Here is a 20,675-nt window from a genome sequence, read left to right as displayed (position 1 = left end):
CGCGTAGCAATAAAAAACCGGCATCCCTGATGCCGGTTTTTTGCTATATGGGCGGACCTGTCTGCCTGCGCTTATCTATTCAGGCCAGCACTGCTGCCACTACTGATGCCCGTACTTTTACCAGTGCTTATGCCAATACTTCTGGCCTGAGCTGGGCCATCAGCCCCGGGTTGTCGGAATAATCCACCGGGATCGCCACCACCGCTGGCCCTTCCACCGCCAGTGCGGCCCGCAGGGTGGCACGCAGCTCGTCGGCCGAGCGCACCGCAAACCCGGCCGCCCCGAACGATTCGGCGTAACGCTTGAAGTCGATAGGGCCAAAAGAGACGCCGGAGGTGCGGCAATACTTCTGCTGCTCCTGCATCGCTACCATGTTGTAGCCGTTATCGACCCAGATGATGTGGACGATATTGCTCTTGAGCCGCACCGCCGTCTCCAGCTCCATGCTCGACTGCATAAAGCTGCCATCCCCCGATACCGAGATCACCTTCTCCCCCGGCCGCACCAGCGCCGCGCCGATGGCCCACGGCAGCGCCACCCCCATGGTTTGCTGACCGTTGGAGATAAGCACCTGACGGGCGCGGAAGCTGTAGAGGTAGCGGGCAATCCAGATATGGAAGCTGCCCATGTCGACGCAAAGGGTCATGTCATCGCGCACCAGATCCTGCAGCTCGCGCACGATGCGCAAGGGGTGAACCGGATTGCCTTGCAGATCATCGGCCCGCAACGCCAGCCGCAGCCGCTGCTGGCGCACCCCTTGCAGCAGCCGATCCACCTCGGGGGGACGGATTTTCGGATTGCCCATGATACGGGTCAGCTGCAACAGGTTGGCGCGGATCGACCCCACCAGCTCGGCGGTCGGGCAGTAGCTGCTGTCGATATCGGCGGGCAGCACGTCGATATGGAGGATGCGCCGCTCCCGATCGCCATTCCACAGCACGGGGTCGTACTCGATGGGGCTGTAGCCGATGCAGATCACCAGATCGGCCCCTGCTAGCAGCTGATCCCCCGGCTGGTTGTTGAACAGCCCCACCCGTCCGGCAAAGTCATCGAAGTGGCAGCTGTCCACTACCCCGGCGGCCTGATAGGTGCCGGTTACCGGCAGCCGCGCCTTGTCGAGGAAGGCGCGCACCGCCTCGGCGGTCGAAGGCCGACTCGCCATCAGGCCGAGCAGCACCACCGGATTCTCGGCGCTGCGCAGCAGGGTCAATGCCTGCTCCATGTTCTGCTCATCGGCGCAGCCCGGCTCCGGCACCTCATGGGGCACCAGCACACTCCCCTGCACCGGCTTGTTGATGATGTCCATCGGCAAGCTGACGAACGCCGCCCCCGGCCGTCCCAGCTCGGCGGCGCGAAAGGCGTTGGCCATCACCTCGGAGATCGCCGTCCCGCTGTTGACCTGAGCGCTGAACTTGGTGACCGGACGGCAGAGGTTGACCGTATCCATGCTCTGGTGGGTGAGCTTGAGGCCGTCGGCACGGCGCACGGCGCCGCCCAGCGCCACCATGGGGTCCCCCTCCGAGGTGGCGGTCGCCAGCCCGGTGATGAGGTTGGAGCAGCCGGGGCCCGAGGTGACCAGCGCCACCCCCGCCTTGCCGGTGAGGCGCCCCACGGCAGCGGCCATAAAGGCGGCATTCGCCTCGTGGCGCACCACTATGGTCTCGATGGGGGAGTCCTCCAGCGCATCGAACACCCGGTCAATCTTGGCACCCGGGATCCCGAACACCTGCTTGACCCCTTGCGCCTCCAGATGACGCACCACCAGCTCGGCACCGCACTTCCACTGTCTGTTTTCCATGATATTGATCCTTGTATATCAGCCTTCGGCGGCCTGAATGGCCCGATCGAGATCGGCCGGATTGAGATCGGCCTGACGAAAAGCCGGATCCGCTGGCAGGGCCAGATTGAGGTGACGCACCACCGAAAGTCGCAGGGTGCCGTGGGCCATGGTGTAGTCGAGCAGATGGCCGCCCCCCTTGCGATCGGCGGTGATCATGTGCTCGTGAAAGCCCGCCACATTGACCCCCTGCACGAACGACGGGCAGCGAAAGCCCACCAGGGTGCCCGCCACCGCAGCAAAGCGGAACAGCGGTTGCTGTTCGATGGCTTCCAGCATCGGGCGATAGGGGGGCTCCTGACGCGGCACGGTGCGCACCTTGGCCGTTTCAAACTGGCCGTCGAGGCGCAGGGCGACGAAGACGTTGTCGGAGCCCACCAGCCGATCCACCCACTGGTGGATCTCGTCGCGGCTCAGGGGATGGTCGAAGCGGCGCTCCAGACAGGGGCGAAAATGGGTCATCACCGCGAAGGGGGTCTTCTGGTCGGCGCGGGCGGGACGGGCCGAGCCATCGGAGCGCAGCTGGTGGATCTGGCGCTCGAAGGCGATCAGCTCGCCATCGAGGTGGTTGAAGGTGCCAAGGCCAAAGTCGCCGTGGCGCAGCAGCTCGCTCATGGTGGTCTCCCCTTCGTAGACCCCCGCCAGCAGGGCGCTCATCAGGGAACTCTGGTAGATCTCGCCACCGTCATGCTGCCTGCGCCAGCGGGAAAACTGCTGGCTCACTTCGAGGGCACAGCTGCACCCGGCACTGTCAGATGTTGCAATATGTTCCATTCGGGTTTCACCTCCACCGTGAATCCTGTTAGCGTTCGGATCCAATGGTGACTAGGTTCACATTTCAACACCAATACGCTGACCCCATGACTTTGAGACTCAATCGATATGGAACTTCGTACGCTCCGCTACTTCATGGCCGTTGTTGAAAAGCAGAATTTCACCCGCGCAGCCGAATCACTCAACATGGCCCAGCCGCCGCTGAGCCAGCAGATCCGCAAGCTGGAGGAGACCCTCGGCACCCCGCTGCTGCGCCGTTTGACCCGCAGTATCGAGCTGACCGAGGCGGGCGAGAGCCTCTATCGGGATGCGGCGCAGATCCTGGCGCTGGCCGATGGGGCGAAACAGAAGGTAAAGCGGATTGCCCGGGGCGAGCAGGGGGCGCTGCGGATCGGCTTTGCCGGTTCAACCGTGCTCCACCCTGCGGTGCTGACCCTGCTGCACGACTACCGGGAGCGCTACCCCGAGGTGGCCCTCAGCCCGCAAGAGGACACCATGCCAGCGCTGGTGGAGGCGCTGCGCAACGATCGGCTGGATGCAGCCATCTTGCGGCTGCCCTGCCGTGGCAGCGAGGGGTTTACCCATCACCTAATCGATCAGGAGCCGCTGCTGATTGCGCTGCCGACCAACCACCCCAAGGCCAGACCGGGCCCCTTGCCACTGGCCAGCCTGAAGGATGAGAGTTTTATTCTGTTCCCCCATGCCATCGGGCCCGGACTCTATGACGGTATCGTGGCCCTCTGCCGGGAGGCCGGATTCGAGCCGATACTGGGGCCCGAATGTCCGCTGGTGATCTCCACCGTCGGCATGGTGCAGGCGGGCTTTGGGGTAACTCTGGTGCCAAGTTCGGTGGCGGCGCTGCGCCCGCTCGGGGTCAGTTATCACCCCATTGCAGGCAACGGCATGATGACCAGCATCAGTCTGGCGACACGGCCGCACCCCGGCAGCGCCGTCCTCCGGCACTTTATCTCCCAGATCCGTGTCGCCCAGATACAACAGGGCCTCCCGAAGGAGGCCCTGTTAAACAAGCTTTAACCGGCCTGATGGCCGACTTGCCTGGCGGTACTGTTTACTTGACGGTACTGCTTATTTGACAGTAATCCGGGCAAACTTGCGCTTGCCAACCTGATAGACGGCAGTACCGGCACCAACCAGTGCCTTGCCATCTTCCAGCTTCTCACCATCAACCTTGACCGCGCCCTGCTTGATCATTCGCAGTGCTTCGGAGGTGGTGGCCACCAGATCGGCATCCTTGAGCAGGTTGGCAATAGCCAGCCCTTCGCCTTCCAGCGCCAGCTCGACTTCCGGCATTTCGTCCGGCATGGCGTTCTTGGAGAAGCGCTGGGTGAAATCTTCGTGGGCCGCTTCGGCTGCCGCTGCGTCGTGGTAGCGGGTGATGATCTCTTTAGCCAGCCAGATCTTCACGTCACGGGGGTTGAGGGTGCCAGCGGCGATGCCTGCCTTGAACTCTTCGATTTCAGCCAGCGGGCGGAAGGAGAGCAGCTCGTAGTAGTTCCACATCAGCACGTCGGTGATGGACATGATCTTGCCGAACATCTCGCCCGGGGCATCGTGTACGCCAATGTAGTTAGCAGCGGACTTGGACATCTTCTTGACGCCATCCAGACCCACCAGCAGCGGCATCATCAGCACGCACTGGGCGGCCATACCGGCATCTTTTTGCAGCTCGCGGCCCATCAGCAGGTTGAACTTCTGATCAGTACCGCCCAGCTCAACGTCCGCCTTCAGCGCAACCGAGTCATAGCCTTGCAGCAGCGGATAGAGGAATTCGTGAATCGCGATGGATTGGCCGCCGGTGTAGCGCTTTTTGAAGTCGTCACGCTCCATCATGCGGGCCACGGTCTGCTTGGCCGCCAGCTTGATCATGCCGGTCGCCCCCAGCTCGCCCAGCCAGGTCGAGTTGTACTCGATGCGGGTCTTGGCGGGATCGAGGATCTTGAACGCCTGCTCTGCATAGGTGAGGGCGTTGTGCTTGATGGCCTCTTCGGAGAGCGGCGGACGGGTGCTGTTCTTGCCGGAGGGATCACCCACCATGGCAGTGAAATCGCCGATCAGCAGGATGATCTCGTGACCCAGATCCTGGAAGGTCTTCAGCTTGTTGAGGATCACGGTATGACCCAGGTGAATGTCGGGGGCGGTCGGGTCCATGCCCAACTTGATGCGCAGCGGGCGCCCTTCCTTCAACTTGGCAACAAGTTCTTCTTCAACCAGAATTTCTTCCGCTCCGCGCTTGATCTCGGCTAGCGCCACCTCGAGCTGGGACATTTTTTGACTCTCCAATCACGATTCCACAGGGCCAAACATATTACTGGAATGGCGGGCCAATTGGAAAGGCTGTAAAATCCGTCCATTCTGCCCGATTTCGTCAGCCTCTCATGATCATTTGGAACGCCTTCAACGCTCTTCCCACCTGGCACCGTAAAATGGTGCTGATTTTAAGCATCATGGTGATGATGCTGGCTGCCTGGCCAAGCGAACGGGCGGTCGCCACCCGGGTTGATGACAACAGCGGGGAGCTTGCCGCCGAGTCGCAACCGGATGACGCTGACCTGTTGGCACAAACGACCACCCCGCCCAAGCCGCACTACATCACCAAACAGGTGAAGGTGCGCCGTGGCGACAACATGGGGGTGATCTTCCAGCGCATTGGCCTGAGCACCACGGATCTGCACCTGATCGACCAGCTCGATGGCAGCGATCCCCTGCGGATGCTGCAGCCGGGGCAGGAGCTCACCTTCAACCTCACCGAACACGGCGATCTCCAGAGCCTCTATTACCCCCACAGTCTGGAGCAGGCGCTCAAGGTCAGTCGCAAGGCTGATACGTTTCTCGCCCGCAACCTCAAGATTGCCCTCGACACCCGCGAACAGGTAAGCAAGGGGGAAATCCGCTCCAGCTTCTGGGGCGCCGCGGTGGAGGCGGGGATGACCGAAGATCAGATCATGGACTTGGCCGCCATCTTCGGCTGGGACATCGACTTTGCCCAGGACCTGCAACCGGGAGACAGCTTCCGGGTGGTCTACGAAGACAAGTTCCGCGACGACGAACGGGTCGCATCCGGCGATATTCTGGCCGCCGAGTTCGTCAACGATGGCGCTATCTATCGCGCCGTGCTCAATAGAGATGGCAACTACTACACCCCGGAAGGCAAGGCGATGCGCAAGAGCTTCCTGCGGGCGCCGGTCAACTTCAAATACATCAGCTCCAACTTCAACCCGCGCCGCCTTCATCCGGTGACTGGCAAGATCCGCCCCCACAACGGCATCGACTATGTGGCGCCGGTGGGCACCCCCATCATGGCGGCGGGCTCAGGCAGCGTGGTGGCCGCCGGTTACAACCAGTTCAACGGCAACTATGTCTTTATCAAGCATGCCGGTAACTATGTGACCAAGTACCTGCACCTCACCAAGCGCACCGTCAACAAGGGGCAGCGGGTGAAACAGGGGCAGACCATCGGTACTCTGGGGGGCACCGGTCGCGTCACCGGCCCGCACCTGCACTATGAATTTGTGGTGGGCGGCATTCACAAGAACCCGCGCACCCTCACCCTGCCGCAGGCCGAAACCCTGAGCGGGCGCGAGCTGGCCAACTTCAAAAAGCTGGCGATGCCGCAACTGGCCAAGCTCGACAACCCCGAGCTGCAACTGGCCCAGAACAAGCGGGATAGTCGTGGCAGATAATCGCGACAGATAGTCGCGACAACCAGGCGGGCGGGGTGAAGACCCCATCCGCTTATCTCTCTCCCCTGCCCCTTTCTCGGCAATCCTTAATTGAGGAACAACCATGGCTGAACGCTATATCGGTCTGATGTCGGGGACCAGCATGGACGGGATCGATGCCGTGCTGGTGATGATCGACGGGGATGAACTGCGGGTCGAAGCGGCCCTCAGCCACCCCTGGCCCACCGCCCGCGAACTGCACGAACTCTGCACCCCGGGCGACAACGAAATCGACCGCATGGGAGTGGCCGACAAGCAAGTGGCAGAGGAATTTGCTGCCGCCACCCACGCGCTGCTGGCCAAGGCGGGCCTCACGCCCACCGATATTCGCGCCATCGGCAGCCACGGTCAGACCATCCGCCACCGCCCCCAACTCGGTTTTACCCTGCAGATCGGCAACGCCGCCCTGCTGGCCGCCCTGACCGGCATCGACGTTATCGCCGATTTTCGCACCATGGACATGGCCCTCGGCGGTCAGGGGGCGCCGCTGGTGCCCGCCTTCCATCAGGCGCTGTTTGCCAAACCCGGCGCGCTGCGGGTGGTGCTGAACCTCGGTGGTATTGCCAATATCTCGGTGCTGCCGGGCAATGCGGGCGGAGTGTATGGTTTTGATACTGGTCCCGCCAACACCCTGCTCGATGGCTGGTATCGTCGCCATCAGCCCCACGGCGGCAACTACGACGCCGGTGGCAAGTGGGCCGCCAGCGGCCAGCTTATTCCTGACCTGCTTGGAAAGCTGCTGGCTCACCCCTACTTCACCGCTCCCGCCCCCAAGAGCACCGGACGGGAGATGTTCACCCTAGCCTGGCTCGATGGCGAGCTGGCAGGCAGTGACTACGCGCCGGTAGATGTGCAGCGCACCCTGCAGGCGCTCACCTGCCACAGCATCGCCCGCCAGCTGCCTGAGCGGCCCGACGCAGTCGGTGCCAGCCAACCGAAAGCCGAGCTGTTTGTCTGTGGCGGCGGTGCCCATAACGCCCCGCTGCTGGCGGAGCTGGCCAGTCTACTACCCCATTGGCGCATCGCCAGCACCGCCGAGCTGGGGCTGGCCCCCGACTGGGTGGAAGGCGCCGCATTTGCCTGGCTGGCGATGTGTTTTATCCACCGCAAACCGGGCAATCTGCCCGCCGTCACCGGCGCCAGCCGTCCGGCCGTGCTGGGAGCCCTCTATCCCGCGGGATAAACCCTGCCAAGCGCGACCGTATCGCGCCCCATAGACCAACAACAGCCCCGCCCTGAACAAGATCGGGGCTGTTGCGTTGGATGGCCCGCAATCTCTTTATTGGTTCGGCTTTGTGCTCAGATGTCTGACAGATCGTCCTGATTGGCTTGTTCACTCTGCCCTACCCCACCATGACAATCGCCCACTATTTTCTGCCTTTTCCATCACGAAAAATGAGGCCCATATTTTTCTGCTGCAATCTCATGGCATATTTCTTCATATATATGACCAGATAAAACCGACCGACATCCGCAGCGATGCTATGACTATCCAATAATTATCAACCTGCCGCTCATGCAAATAGTTGAATTATATTCCAGCCACATCTTTAGCTGTTGCGACATGAACGGCAGCTAGCATATTTTCACGCGACAAGATAGATGACTAAAAAAACATAAAGTACATATCTATGCACAATAAAATCGTTTGGTGGCAGCCTGACCCATAGCGTTAACCCTTTATTCACAGCCCTGCGCTGCCATGGCCTGCGCCCCAACCCCTGCCCTGACAGGGCTGCAGCTCGATGCAGGGCCATTGGCGGGCGAATGGGCGACTATTCAGGGTGAATTGAATAGCAATCACATTAAATTTGCGAGCATTGAGCCATCTCATAGAAATGAAATCACTGGTTTGCAACCCCTGATGGCCACTCATAGAATCGCAACGTCTGAAATATTCACCCTGTCATCTCCTCTCTTATCCCATTCAGCTATTGAGTGGATCACAAATAATAACCGGGGATGCCGCCGCAGGCAAAATGGCCATGGCGCACAACCAGATGGGGTAAACCTGTACCTGAATTAACAACAAATATTAAAAAGAGGCATATCTATGAGTGGCACCATCATCAAGTCGGCAAGAAATACCACCAATGCGCCCCAGGATCTGGGCCCCTGCACCCAAACGGTGGCCTTCTCTCATTACAACAATATCTCGGCCCAGCTGCCGGTCGATCCGGCCACCGGCAAGCTGGTAAGTGGCGATGTCACCGCGCAGGCCAGACAGTGCCTGAGCAACCTCAAGGCGATCATCGAAAGCATCGGCCATGTGATGGACGATATGGTCAAAGCGACCATCTTCCTCACAGAGATGGCAGATCTGGAGGCGGTCAACGCCGTCTATCGCGAATTCTTCCCGGGTTATCTGCCGACTCGCACCACCCTCGCCGTCGCCGCGCTGCCGCTGGGTGCGCTGGTGCAGATCGATGCCATCATCTCCAATGGCGAAGGCACCTTCCCGCAAGCCCCCTGTGCGCTGGTGAAGCTCGCCCGCAATAGCGACAAGGCGCCGCACAACCCGCTCTCCACCCATACCGTGGCCTTCTCCCACTACAACAATATCGGCGCGCAGCTGCCGGTCGAGGCCGCCTCGGGCCAGCTGGTCGCCGGTGGCATCAAGGAGCAGGTGGGTCAGTGCCTGCGTAATATCAAAACGGTACTGGAGAGCATCGACGTGCCGTTTGACGACATCGTCAAAGTGAATATCTACCTGACCAGCCTCGCCGATCTGGAGGCCGTCAACGAGGTCTACACCACCTTCTTCCCCGACTCCGCCATTGCCCGCGCCGTGGCCTACCTGCCCGCCCGCTCGGTGATCAGTGCCACCGCCCTGCCCATGGGTGCCCGGGTGCAGATGGATGCGGTGATCTCCCACGGTGACGGCACCCCGCCGCAACTGGTGGAAGACCGTCACAATCTGGTGATCGCTGCCCGCAATACCGACAAGGCACCGCGCAGCCCGCTCCATTGCCAGACTGTCGCCTTCTCCCACTACAACCATCTGACCGCGCAGCTGCCGATCGACCCTGCCACCGGCAAGATCCTGACTGGCTGCATCAAAGAGCAGACCGCCCAGTGCCTGAGCAATATCAAAGCCATCGTCGAGAGCATCGGCCATGTGATGGACGATATCGTCAAGGTCAATATCCAGCTCGGCAATATCGCCGATCTGGATGCAGTTAACGCTGTCTACACCAAATATTTCCCAAGCTATCTGCCTGCCCGCACCGTATTCGGGGTAAGCGAACTGCCCACCGGTGCCCTGGTGCAAATTGATGCGGTGATGTCCAACGCCGAAAGCACCCCGCCGCAGGCGTAAGGTTTGTGTTAAATAATAAAAGAGACCGGCTGATAGCCGGTCTCTTTTTATAAATAAGTATCACAACACTTATTTAGATCTCAAAAAAACCTATCTTTCATTTCTTCACATACACCATCAATTCCCGGAAACATTGAACCAGCAGTAATTCCCATATATCTTAATTCACGCATTGCCTCATCACGGTACCTCACGGGGATATCAATGGCATGAAGAAATTCAACACCATTGCTTTTTTCTACACTTAGTATATATGCCTCTATATTTACTACATTTGTAACTGTCGTAAGGGCCTGTTGAGGGATAACCCGAGGATTATTTATGGCAACAAAGTCTGTTGCTGACAGGTGGGGGAACGGGGGGTTTAGATAGTTAATCTGAGGTAATTTTTGTCTCCATGCTTTATTATTAAATATATAAATCCTAATGTATTCACCGTCATTATTATACCCTTTCGGCCACTCTCTAAAGGCAAAAAATGCAGCTACGAATGGAGAGTAACTCCAGTCTAATAATGGAGTAGGATATCCATGGTGTTGCAGTAGGTTAAAAAACGCTCCGTTTTGCTTCGGGTCATCTAAATTGAAATAGTGTGATGTGATTGAACACAGTCTTTGATGCAAAATTGGAATATCTTTTGATATAAACAAATCGGTTCTATATCTTCCTCGTCGATGAAAAGATGTTTGCAATGGCCATGGTTGTTTCTGTCCACGAAAAACCATCTGATCATCTAATATTTCAGATACGTGTTTCTTATATTGCTCCCACGACATTTCTGATGATTGTATCAATGACTTTTCAGTAACTTTTTGTAAAGATAACTCTGCAGTAAAGTTAACGCCAATATCTGTTTTAGCTGATATGTTCATCCTGTCGCTATCAATTATCATTGATACATCAGCTGCAGTCTAATGAGAAATATTTTCATCATATAAGCTTTTTATTGAATCCCACGAAACTATATTATAGTTTCGTGGATCAATTGGTGAAACATTTGCACAATAGGTATTGTTGCTGACTAAGTTTTCAGTACTGAAAAAAGCAATAGATGATGGGATTTCTAATGAATCGGGGCATATATAAGCCAATACTTCATAACCTGAATCATTCTTTTCTATATATAATATGATTCCACCAACTACGTCACCCGAGTATTTACCAATCCACTGACCTATCATCACTCCTCCTGAATTTATTGCAATCAAATCAACATTACATCACGCTAATAACATTAGATTTAAAAATCAAGATTTATATTAATTAAGTTTGATATGACACGAATAAAATAAACCTATATTAAATTTTTTAATTAGCAATAAAAAAGCGCCTCCCAAGGGAGGCGCTTTTCAGTTCAAAACCAAGCAATCAGCTATTACAGGGACTCTGCGGTCGCAACCACGTTTTCCACGGTAAAGCCGAATGCCTTGAACAGCAGCTCGGCCGGTGCAGACTCACCGAAAGTGGTCATACCGATGATCTTGCCGCCGAAACCGACGTACTTGTACCAGTAGTCAGCGATGCCTGCTTCGATGGCCACACGCTTGGTGACGGACATCGGCAGCACGGATGCTTTGTACTCGGCAGACTGGGCGTCGAACACGTCGGTCGCAGGCATGGAGACCACGCGCACGGCACGGCCCTTGGCAGTCAGCTGCTCATAGGCGGCAACAGCCAGTTCCACTTCGGAACCGGTGGCGATCAGGATCAGCTCAGGAGTACCGGCGCAATCCTTCAGCACGTAGCCACCCTTGGCGGTGTCAGCCAGCTGCTGGGCGGTACGGTCCATCTGGGCCAGGTTCTGACGAGAGAAGATCAGCGAGGTCGGGCCGTCAGTACGCTCGATGGCGTGCTTCCAGGCAATCGCAGATTCAACCTGGTCACACGGACGCCAGGTGCTCATGTTCGGGGTCAGACGCAGGGAGGCGATCTGCTCAACCGGCTGGTGAGTCGGGCCATCTTCACCCAGACCGATGGAGTCGTGGGTATAAACGAAGATGGAACGCTGCTTCATCAGCGCAGCCATGCGCAGGGCGTTACGGGCGTACTCCATAAACATCAGGAAGGTGGCGCCGTAGGGGATGAAACCACCGTGCAGAGCGATACCGTTCATGATGGCGGACATGCCGAACTCGCGCACGCCGTAATGGATGTAGTTGCCTGCCGCGCTCTCTGGAGTCAGAGACTTGGAACCGGACCACATGGTCAGGTTGGACGGAGCCAGGTCGGCAGAACCGCCCATGAACTCCGGCAGCAGCTTGCCGAACGCTTCCAGCGCGTTTTGAGACGCTTTACGGGTGGCGATCTTGGCCGGGTTGGCTTGCAGGGTTTCGATGATCTTGGCAGATTCGGCAGCCCAGTTAGCTGGCAGCTCGCCTGTGGTACGGCGCTTGAATTCGGCAGCCAAGGTCGGGTGAGCGGCAGCATAGGCGGCGAACTTGGCATCCCAGTCGGCTTCCAGTGCAGCGCCTTTCTCCTGACCGTTCCACTCGGCAGCGATATCAGCCGGGATAACGAACGGGGCGTGGTCCCACTTCAGGAACGCGCGTGCTGCGGCGATCTCGTCGTTGCCCAGCGGTGAGCCGTGGCAGTCGTGAGAACCGGACTTGTTCGGTGAACCGTAACCGATGATGGTGCGGCAGCAGATCAGGGTCGGCTTGCCGGTCTCGGCCTTGGCGGCTTCGATGGCGGCATTGAGCGCTTCCGGGCTGTGACCGTCAACAGCCGGGATAACGTGCCAGCCGTAGGCTTCAAAACGCTTAGGAGTGTCGTCGGTGAACCAGCCCTCAACGTGACCGTCGATGGAGATACCGTTGTCATCCCAGAATGCAATCAGCTTGCCCAGTTGCAGGGTACCTGCCAGGGAGCACGCTTCGTGGGAGATGCCTTCCATCAGGCAGCCGTCGCCCATAAAGGCGTAGGTGAAGTGGTCAACGATGTCGTGACCCGGCTGGTTGAACTGCTCAGCCATGGCCTTCTCGGCGATCGCCATACCCACGGCATTGGTGATGCCCTGACCCAGCGGGCCAGTGGTGGTCTCGATGCCAGGCGCATAACCGTACTCCGGGTGACCCGGGGTGCGAGAGTGCAGTTGGCGGAAGTTTTTCAGATCGTCGATGGAGAGGTCATAACCGGAGAGATGCAGCAGGGAGTACAGCAGCATGGAGCCGTGACCGTTAGACAGGATGAAACGGTCACGGTCGGCCCACTTGGGGTTGTTCGGGTTATGCTTGAGGTGGCTGCGCCACAACACTTCGGCGATATCCGCCATTCCCATGGGGGCGCCCGGGTGACCGGAGTTGGCTTTTTGAACGGCATCCATACTCAATGCGCGAATGGCATTGGCAAGCTCTTTACGAGAAGGCATCTGTATCTCCTGCGATTGCTTCATTTGATGGCCAAGATTAAGGCGCGTTATTGTCCCAGCAGGGGGCGCGGCGTGCAAATACTATCTGGACGAATAAAGTGGCTTTGGGAGGACAATCGCTTTTCTTGGGCCCTGCAGGCCAAAGAGAACAACGGCAAACGTTTGATTTCCATCCCCTTGGGGATAGAAAGGAGCCATTAGTAACCCAGCCGCGGCCGCACGACAAAATAGTGCTGGCAATCGGGTGGGGCGCTAATTAAAATAGACGTCCAGATGTAGATACCTCTACACCATCCTATTCACCCGGTTATTGCTGTGGCGATAACCCAGACAAGCTGAGACTCCCATCATGGCAAAGCTGTTTACTTCCGAGTCGGTCTCCGAAGGCCACCCAGACAAGATTGCGGACCAGATCTCCGATGCGGTACTGGACGCCATCCTCAAGCAAGATACCAAGGCCCGCGTTGCCTGTGAGACCCTGGTCAAGACCGGCATGGTCATGGTGGCCGGTGAAGTAACCACCTCTGCCTGGGTTGATATCGAAGAGATCGTGCGTGATACCGTACGTGAAATCGGCTACACCCACTCCGACATGGGCTTCGACGCTGACTCTTGCGCCGTACTGAACGCCATCGGCAAGCAGTCCCCGGACATCAACCAGGGTGTTGACCGCCGCGATCCGCTGGAGCAGGGCGCCGGTGACCAGGGCCTGATGTTCGGCTACGCCACCAACGAAACCGACGTGCTGATGCCCGCCCCCATCACCTACTCTCACCTGCTGGTGAAGCGTCAGGCTGAAGTGCGCAAGAACGGCACCCTGCCGTGGCTGCGTCCGGATGCCAAGAGCCAGCTGACCTTTGCCTACGATGACGCCGGCAAGATCATTGGTGTCGATGCGGTGGTACTTTCCACCCAGCATGCCGAGTCCATCAGCCACAAAGATCTGGTTGAAGCGGTACGCGAAGAGATCATCAAGCCGGTGCTGCCAGCAGAGTGGGTCACCAAAGACACCAAATACTTCATCAACCCGACCGGCCGTTTCGTTATCGGCGGCCCAATGGGTGATTGCGGTCTGACCGGTCGCAAGATCATCGTTGACACCTACGGCGGCATGGCCCGTCACGGTGGTGGCGCTTTCTCCGGTAAGGATCCGTCCAAGGTTGACCGCTCTGCTGCCTACGCTGCCCGCTACGTTGCCAAGAACATCGTTGCTGCCGGTCTGGCCGATCGTTGTGAAATTCAGATCTCCTACGCCATCGGCGTGGCCGAGCCGACCTCCATCAGCGTCGAAACCTTCGGTACTGCCAAGGTCGCCGAGGATCTGCTGGTCAAGCTGGTGCGCGAGCACTTCGAACTGCGTCCGTATGGCCTGATCGAGATGCTGGATCTGAAGCGTCCGATCTACCAGGCTACCGCCGCCTACGGTCACTTCGGTCGCGAAGAGTTCCCGTGGGAGCAGACCGACAAGGCCGAGCTGCTGCGCTCCGCTGCTGGCTTGTAACAGTCGCCAGTTGTGATAAAAGGGGAGCCTGGCTCCCCTTTTGCTTTTCCGTTACCCGCCGAGATGTTGATGAACGCCACTCCTGCCCAGCTTGTCGCCCTGCTGCAACAACGCGTAGAAGCCTGCTTTGTGCAGGCCGAGGCGCGCCTTGACCGCAGCTTTGCCCGCCCGCGGATCTACTGCAATATGCGGGGCCGGGCAGCGGGTTCGGCGCGGCTGCAAACCTGGGAGCTGCGCTTCAACCCCGCCCTCTATCAGGCCAATCAACAGGCGTTTCTGGCTGAGGTGGTGCCCCACGAGGTGGCCCATCTGCTGGTTTATGCCCTGTGGGGCGACGGCCGCGGCAAAAACCGGGTCTTGCCCCACGGCACCCAGTGGCAATCGGTGATGCGGGAGGTGTTCGGCCTTGAGCCCAGAACCACCCACAGCTTCGATCTGGCGGTACTGGCGCAGCGCACCATTCCCTATCGCTGTCACTGCCAGCAGCATCAGCTCTCGATCCGCCGCCACAACAAGGTGGTGCGTGGCGAGGCCCGCTACCACTGCCGCCGCTGCAAACAGCCGCTGGCGCAGGAACGACCGGGGCCAGCCGTCACCCGATAAGCCAACTTGTGTCGCGCCCCCGCGCCAGGGGCGGTTCGTTTCATCCACCTATTTTCTTGCCAAGGATCTTCATGTTTCGCCCCCTGCTATCGTTCGCCCTGACCCTGTTGGCCGGTTTGCCGCTGCTCAGTGCTCCCCTCCATGCCCAGACCTTTCGCTCCGCCAAACAGGATCTGGTCAAGCTCTATCAAACCAACCCCGCGGTTACCACCTTCTACTGCGGTTGCGACATCAACTATCAGGGCAAGAAGATGAGCCCGGATCTGGCCAGTTGCGGCTATGAGCCGCGCAAGCAGCCCAAGCGCGCCGCCCGCATCGAGTGGGAACATATAGTCCCCGCCTGGGAGTTCGGCCACCAGTTGCAGTGCTGGCAGGATGGCGGTCGCAAAAACTGCGGCAAGAGCGACGAATTCAACCAGATGGAGGGGGACATGCACAATCTGGTGCCCGCTATCGGTGAAGTGAACGGCGATCGGGCCAACTTCCGTTTTTCTGACTGGAACGGCAAGCCGGATCAGTACGGCCAGTGCCAGATGCTGGTGGATTTCAAGGATCGTCGGGTACAGCCGCCCAAGGGGCCGGTGCGGGGCCAGATCGCCCGCGCCTACCTCTATATGAGCCAGCAGTATGGGCTGCGTCTGGCTGCGCAACAGCGTAAACTGTTCGAAGCTTGGGACAGACAATACCCGGCAGACGGCTGGGAGTGCGAGCGCAATCGCAGCATCGGCAAGCTGCAAGGCAATACCAATCCCTTTATTGAAAAGCAGTGCCAATAACCCCACCTATGGGCACAAGGGATTTAAAATCCCTCTTCTTGAACCAGAGACTGACACTTAGCCATGCGCATTCCACGTATCTATGAAGCGGCCGCCATGCAGGCTGGCCAGACCATCGCCCTGTCAGAAGACGGCGCCAACCATATCGGCCGGGTACTGCGCATGCAGCCGGGCCAGCAGCTCGAGCTGTTCAACGGCGATGGCAATCAATATCCCGCCACCATCGCCAGCGTCGGCAAAAAGTCGGTGGAAGTGACCATCGACCGCTGCGACGCCCAATCGGTGGAGTCCCCCTTCGCCATCCATCTGGGTCAGGTGATCAGCCGTGGTGACAAGATGGACTTCACCATCCAGAAATCGGTGGAGCTGGGCGTCACCTGCATCACCCCGCTCTTCTCCGAGCGTTGCGGCGTCAAGCTGCCCGCCGATCGGCTGGAGAAGAAGCGCGAGCAGTGGCAGAAAGTGGTGATCAGCGCCTGTGAACAGTGCGGCCGCAACGTGGTGCCAGAAGTGCGCATGCCGATGGAGCTGGACGCCTGGCTGGCGGAAGAGACCAAAGAGCTCAAGCTCAACCTGCACCCCCGTGCCGAGTACAGCATCAACACCCTACCCGTTCCCGAGCATGGCGTGCGCTTGCTGATTGGCCCGGAAGGGGGCTTGTCGAGCGACGAGATCGCCCGTACCGTGCAGGAAGATTTCAAAGAGATGCTGCTGGGGCCGCGGGTGCTGCGCACCGAAACCGCCGCCCTGACTGCGATTACTGCGCTGCAGTGCCGCTTTGGCGATCTCGCTTAATACCTGCGGGCAGCGTCGATAAGCCGCGTGGCGGCATCGAATGATGGCAGCCTCAAACGGCCGATTACGCTTCGCTAATCGACCCTACAACCCAATCGAGCCATTAAGAAGGATATTCGGATGACCATTAAACTCGGCATCGTGATGGACCCCATCTCGGCCATCAACATCAAGAAAGATTCCAGCTTTGCCATGCTCGAAGAGGCGCAAAAGCGCGGCTATGAGCTCTTCTATCTGGAGATGTCTGATCTCTATATGGAAGCCGGTCGCGCCTTTGGCACCATGCGCCCGCTCACCGTCAAATATGACTACGCCGACTGGTACACCCTGGGCGAGGTGGTGGATCAGCCGCTCTCCAACCTCGATGTGATCCTGATGCGCAAGGATCCGCCGTTCGACACCGAATTTATCTACGCCACCTACATGCTGGAGCGGGCAGAGGATGAGGGTTGCCTTATCGTCAACAAGCCCCAAAGCCTGCGCGATGCCAACGAGAAGCTCTACACCGCCTGGTTTGCCGAGCACACCCCGACCACGCTGGTGACCCGCCGCGCTGACAAGCTGCGCGCCTTCCACGCCCAGCACAAGGATGTGATCCTCAAACCGCTGGACGGCATGGGCGGCGCCTCCATCTTCCGCATGAAGGAAGATGACGCCAACGTCGGCGTGATTATTGAAACCCTGACTGAACATGGCAGCCAGTACTGCATGGCCCAGACCTATCTGCCCGCCATCAAGGATGGCGACAAGCGGGTGCTGGTAGTGGACGGTGAACCGGTTCCCTACTGCCTCGCGCGCATTCCGGCGCAAGGGGAAACCCGTGGCAATCTGGCGGCCGGTGGCCGTGGTGAGGCGCGTCCCTTGAGCGAAGCCGACTGGGCCATCGCTCGTGCAGTCGGTCCTGCCCTGAAAGCGAAGGGCCTGATCTTCGTCGGCCTCGACATCATCGGCGATCGGCTGACCGAGATTAACGTCACCAGCCCGACCTGTATCCGCGAGATCGAAGCGGCTTTCGATGTGCACATCACCGGCATGCTGATGGATGCCATCGAGCGTCGGCTGGCGAAAGGCTGAGCCAGCAACGGCTAAATCGGCACTATCGTTATCTATACAATCGTTAATGAACAGAGGCGGCCCATGGCCGCCTCTGTTGTTTCGTGCAGTGTGCGTGGTTGTGACCGCTATCTAACAGCGGAACTGCCCCACCTTCTGCTTGAGATCGCTCGATAGCTGCTCCAGCTCGTGGCAACTCTGGTTCAGTTCGGAGGCCGCCGCGGTCGATTCGGTGGCAATCTGGGCGATATTGACCACGTTGCGACTGATCTCCTCTGCCACCTTGCTCTGCTCCTCTGCGGCGGTGGCGATATGAGTGTTCAGCTCATTGATCACCTCCACCGAGCTGACAATCTCGCCAAGGGCCTTGCCGCAGGCGAGCACGGTACGGTTGGACTCCTCCACCTGATCCAGCCCACGCACCATGCTGCTAGCCGCATCATTGGCCCCCTGCTGCAACTTGACGATGGTCTTGCCAATCTCCTCGGTCGAGCGCTGGGTACGCTGGGAGAGGGTGCGCACCTCATCGGCCACCACTGCAAACCCGCGCCCCTGATCCCCCGCCCGCGCCGCCTCTATCGCCGCATTGAGCGCCAGCAGGTTGGTCTGCTCGGCAATGCCGCGAATGGCATCCATCACGCTGCTGATATCGCGGCTGTCGTCGGCCAGCTGGGTGATCATCGCCGCCGTGTCCTGAATATGGGACGACAATGCTGACATCCGGGCGATGGCATCCTCCACCACCAGATGGCCATGGCGGGCACTCTCATCCGCGACACGGGCCGCATCTGCCGCGCCGGAGGAGCTGTTGGCCACCTCGGCCACGGTCGCACTCATCTGGTTCATAGCGGTAGCGGTCTGATCGGTCTCACCCTGTTGCTGGGCAAAGCGCTGACGACTCTCGACTCCGATATGGGCAAGATGAGCGGACTCCTTGGCAAGGTGCTCCGCCATCTCGTTGATCTGATTAATCAAACTGCGAAAGTGGCTGATCACCTGATTAAGCGATTGAGCCAGCGCCCCCATCTCGTCCTTGCGCAATACCGGCGCCTGTTGGCTCAGATCGAGATCCCGCTGCATCCCCCGCAGCACATGTCCCATTGCCGCCAGCGGCTGGCTGACGCTGCGTCCGGCCCAGACGCCAAAGAAGAGTACGCAGGCCGCCCCCACCAGAAACAGCACGATAAAGAGCTGAAACAGCTGCTGCCTAAGATCGTTGAGCTCGCCGATATTCTGCTCCGCCTCTTTGAGCTGGAACTCCACCAGCGCACTCACTCCGTCACTGACCGGATCGATCACCCCGTAGAGGGGCATAATATGGGCAGAGAGCTGATCCCGCGCCGCCCCCTGCATCTGATCCAACACCGCCACCACCGCGGCAATCTGCTGATCCGCCGCGCCAAACAACGCCTGCACCCGCGCGGCCTCCTGCTGTTCGGACTGGGTCCGCTCCTGTCCGCTGTACAGCTGCCAGATACGGGCGATCTCCTGCTGCGCCTGCAACATATCGGCCTTGGCCTGGGCGGGCGCAATCCCCCCCACGTTGGCCTTGTTGGCCGCATCGATCACCTTGACCGCGTAGAGATCGGCAATCTGTTTGAGCTCCTTGAGCTGCACCACCTCCCCCTGATACATGGCGTTCATGCCTGCCATCAGCTGGGACATCGCCTGGGTTGCGCCCACCAGCAACGCCAGCAGTGCCAAAAGGGGCACCACACACCCCAGGATCAACTTCTGTCTGATTGAAATACCTTCCATGGTTTTCTCTCCCGCACCGTTTGGTGAGTGGGCAAAGAGACGCCCGATAAAAAGCGGTTTTGCCCAAAGTGATGAACTGCCATAATTGCCCTATTCACTTGCCAACGACCTTTGCACTATTTGGCCTATGCAAACACTGCAAAATCATTTCCTGCTTGCCATGCCAAGCCTGACGGATCCCTACTTCGCCCGTTCGCTGGTCTATCTGTGCGAACATAGCGAAGAGGGTGCCATGGGGCTGGTGGTCAACATTCCGGTAGATATGTCGCTGGAAGCCATGCTCACCCAGCTCAAGATTTCGGTACCCGGCAATCCGCAGCTCAAGCAGCAGGTGCTGCAAGGGGGGCCGGTTCACGCTGACCGTGGCTTTGTGCTGCACAGCTTCCACCCCGGTTTCAACTCCACCCTGCAGGTAGGGGATGAGATGATGGTGACCACATCCAAGGATATACTGGAAACCCTCGGCACGAGCGAAGCCCCTGCCCATTGGCTGGTAGCTCTTGGCTATGCGGGCTGGAGCGCCGGTCAGCTGGAGCAGGAACTGGTCGATGGCGCCTGGCTGGTGATCCCCCCCAATCCGGATTTGGTATTCAAAACCCCCATTCACACACGTTGGCAACAAGCCGCCGCCAGCATAGGGGTGAACACTGTTCATCTCTCCAGCGACATCGGCCATAGCTAACACCCGGCAACGCCCCCTGCGTTGCCTTTCGAGGATTTTTTCATGTCATCACGCAGCATCATGGGCTTTGACTATGGTACCAAAAGCATTGGCGTTGCCATCGGCCAGGAGCTGACCGGCACCGCACAGCCTCTGCGCGCCATCAAGGCCAACGACGGCATCCCTAACTGGGACGATATCGACAAGCTGCTCAAGGAGTGGCAACCGGACCTGCTGGTGGTCGGCCTGCCGCTGAACATGGATGGAACCGATCAGGAGATCACGGTGCGCGCTCGCAAGTTCGGCAACCGGCTGCACGGCCGCTTTGGCAAGCAGGTGGAGTTCAAGGATGAGCGACTCACCACCACAGATGCCCGTGCCCGACTGTTTGAACGGGGCGGCTATCGCGCGCTGGAAAAAGGCAGTGTGGATGGAGTGTCAGCCCAACTGATCGTCGAAGCCTGGATGGAAGAGCAGTACAACTGAGCCAG

The 20,675-nt window shown here is 58.9% G+C and carries 18 protein-coding genes; 11 read left to right on the top strand and 7 right to left on the bottom strand.

The window, feature by feature from the left end; all coding sequences use genetic code 11:
• Positions 1–127: 127 nt before the first annotated feature.
• The gene (gene alsS / locus BN1135_RS09005; protein WP_042020463.1) at positions 128–1,798 is read right to left on the bottom strand and encodes an acetolactate synthase AlsS; all 1,671 of its coding nucleotides are present in this window, start codon (positions 1,796–1,798) and stop codon (positions 128–130) included.
• Positions 1,799–1,816: 18 nt separating this feature from the next.
• Positions 1,817–2,611: an acetolactate decarboxylase gene (budA, locus tag BN1135_RS09000; protein ID WP_042020462.1), complete on the bottom strand. Its 795-nt coding sequence runs from the start codon at positions 2,609–2,611 to the stop codon at positions 1,817–1,819.
• Positions 2,612–2,719: 108 nt separating this feature from the next.
• On the opposite strand from budA, the gene BN1135_RS08995 reads away from it, so the two are divergent.
• Positions 2,720–3,646 carry a LysR family transcriptional regulator gene (locus BN1135_RS08995; protein WP_042020461.1) on the top strand — a complete coding sequence of 309 codons (927 nt, stop codon included), beginning with the start codon at positions 2,720–2,722 and terminating at the stop codon, positions 3,644–3,646.
• 51 nt (positions 3,647–3,697) lie between these two features.
• Here BN1135_RS08995 and tyrS read toward each other — a convergent pair whose 3' ends face one another.
• Positions 3,698–4,897, bottom strand: a complete 1,200-nt coding sequence (gene tyrS / locus BN1135_RS08990; protein WP_042020460.1) for a tyrosine--tRNA ligase — start codon at positions 4,895–4,897, stop codon at positions 3,698–3,700.
• A 110-nt stretch (positions 4,898–5,007) separates the two neighbouring features.
• On the opposite strand from tyrS, the gene BN1135_RS08985 reads away from it, so the two are divergent.
• The 3 genes from BN1135_RS08985 to BN1135_RS08975 all read left to right on the top strand — a co-directional run bounded on the left by BN1135_RS08985 (position 5,008) and on the right by BN1135_RS08975 (position 9,670).
• Positions 5,008–6,312 carry a peptidoglycan DD-metalloendopeptidase family protein gene (locus BN1135_RS08985; RefSeq protein WP_042020459.1) on the top strand — a complete coding sequence of 435 codons (1,305 nt, stop codon included), beginning with the start codon at positions 5,008–5,010 and terminating at the stop codon, positions 6,310–6,312.
• A gap of 103 nt (positions 6,313–6,415) precedes the next feature.
• Positions 6,416–7,534 (top strand): anhydro-N-acetylmuramic acid kinase, encoded by a 1,119-nt coding sequence (locus BN1135_RS08980; protein WP_042020457.1) that lies wholly within the window; start codon positions 6,416–6,418, stop codon positions 7,532–7,534.
• A gap of 870 nt (positions 7,535–8,404) precedes the next feature.
• A complete protein-coding gene (locus BN1135_RS08975; protein ID WP_042020454.1) occupies positions 8,405–9,670 on the top strand; it encodes a RidA family protein in 1,266 nt (421 codons plus the stop codon).
• Positions 9,671–9,750: 80 nt separating this feature from the next.
• Here the strand turns inward: BN1135_RS08975 and BN1135_RS21530 are convergent, their stop codons facing one another.
• The 3 genes from BN1135_RS21530 to tkt form a co-directional block, all read right to left on the bottom strand.
• Entirely contained in the window at positions 9,751–10,542 is a 792-nt protein-coding gene (locus tag BN1135_RS21530) for an FRG domain-containing protein (RefSeq protein ID WP_175479089.1), read from the bottom strand.
• 39 nt (positions 10,543–10,581) lie between these two features.
• The gene (locus BN1135_RS22055; RefSeq protein ID WP_139245071.1) at positions 10,582–10,851 is read right to left on the bottom strand and encodes a hypothetical protein; all 270 of its coding nucleotides are present in this window, start codon (positions 10,849–10,851) and stop codon (positions 10,582–10,584) included.
• Positions 10,852–11,045: 194 nt separating this feature from the next.
• A complete protein-coding gene (gene tkt / locus BN1135_RS08970; RefSeq protein ID WP_042020453.1) occupies positions 11,046–13,037 on the bottom strand; it encodes a transketolase in 1,992 nt (663 codons plus the stop codon).
• A 349-nt stretch (positions 13,038–13,386) separates the two neighbouring features.
• Here tkt and metK point away from each other — a divergent pair, with 349 nt between their 5' ends.
• The 5 genes from metK (at position 13,387) to gshB (ending at position 17,786) form a co-directional block, all read left to right on the top strand.
• Positions 13,387–14,538 (top strand): methionine adenosyltransferase, encoded by a 1,152-nt coding sequence (gene metK / locus BN1135_RS08965; protein WP_042020452.1) that lies wholly within the window; start codon positions 13,387–13,389, stop codon positions 14,536–14,538.
• A gap of 69 nt (positions 14,539–14,607) precedes the next feature.
• Positions 14,608–15,141 (top strand): SprT family zinc-dependent metalloprotease, encoded by a 534-nt coding sequence (locus BN1135_RS08960; RefSeq protein WP_042020451.1) that lies wholly within the window; start codon positions 14,608–14,610, stop codon positions 15,139–15,141.
• Positions 15,142–15,212: 71 nt separating this feature from the next.
• On the top strand, positions 15,213–15,917 hold the full coding sequence (locus tag BN1135_RS08955) for an endonuclease (protein WP_042020450.1): 705 nt from the start codon (positions 15,213–15,215) through the stop codon (positions 15,915–15,917).
• A gap of 63 nt (positions 15,918–15,980) precedes the next feature.
• The gene (gene rsmE / locus BN1135_RS08950) at positions 15,981–16,712 is read left to right on the top strand and encodes a 16S rRNA (uracil(1498)-N(3))-methyltransferase (RefSeq protein WP_042020449.1); all 732 of its coding nucleotides are present in this window, start codon (positions 15,981–15,983) and stop codon (positions 16,710–16,712) included.
• A gap of 120 nt (positions 16,713–16,832) precedes the next feature.
• A complete protein-coding gene (gene gshB / locus BN1135_RS08945; protein ID WP_042020448.1) occupies positions 16,833–17,786 on the top strand; it encodes a glutathione synthase in 954 nt (317 codons plus the stop codon).
• A gap of 111 nt (positions 17,787–17,897) precedes the next feature.
• On the opposite strand, the gene BN1135_RS08940 is transcribed toward gshB, so the two are convergent.
• Entirely contained in the window at positions 17,898–19,523 is a 1,626-nt protein-coding gene (locus BN1135_RS08940) for a methyl-accepting chemotaxis protein (protein ID WP_042020447.1), read from the bottom strand.
• 127 nt (positions 19,524–19,650) lie between these two features.
• Here BN1135_RS08940 and BN1135_RS08935 point away from each other — a divergent pair, with 127 nt between their 5' ends.
• Together BN1135_RS08935 and ruvX are read left to right on the top strand one after the other, a co-directional pair.
• Positions 19,651–20,205 carry a YqgE/AlgH family protein gene (locus BN1135_RS08935; protein ID WP_042020446.1) on the top strand — a complete coding sequence of 185 codons (555 nt, stop codon included), beginning with the start codon at positions 19,651–19,653 and terminating at the stop codon, positions 20,203–20,205.
• Between the two features lie 42 nt (positions 20,206–20,247).
• Positions 20,248–20,670 carry a Holliday junction resolvase RuvX gene (gene ruvX / locus BN1135_RS08930; protein ID WP_042020444.1) on the top strand — a complete coding sequence of 141 codons (423 nt, stop codon included), beginning with the start codon at positions 20,248–20,250 and terminating at the stop codon, positions 20,668–20,670.
• The last annotated feature ends 5 nt before the right edge of the window (positions 20,671–20,675 follow it).

This window comes from Aeromonas sobria, from assembly GCF_000820145.1.
GTDB lineage: Bacteria > Pseudomonadota > Gammaproteobacteria > Enterobacterales > Aeromonadaceae > Aeromonas > Aeromonas sobria.
This window is presented reverse-complemented; position numbering and strand designations above follow the sequence as displayed.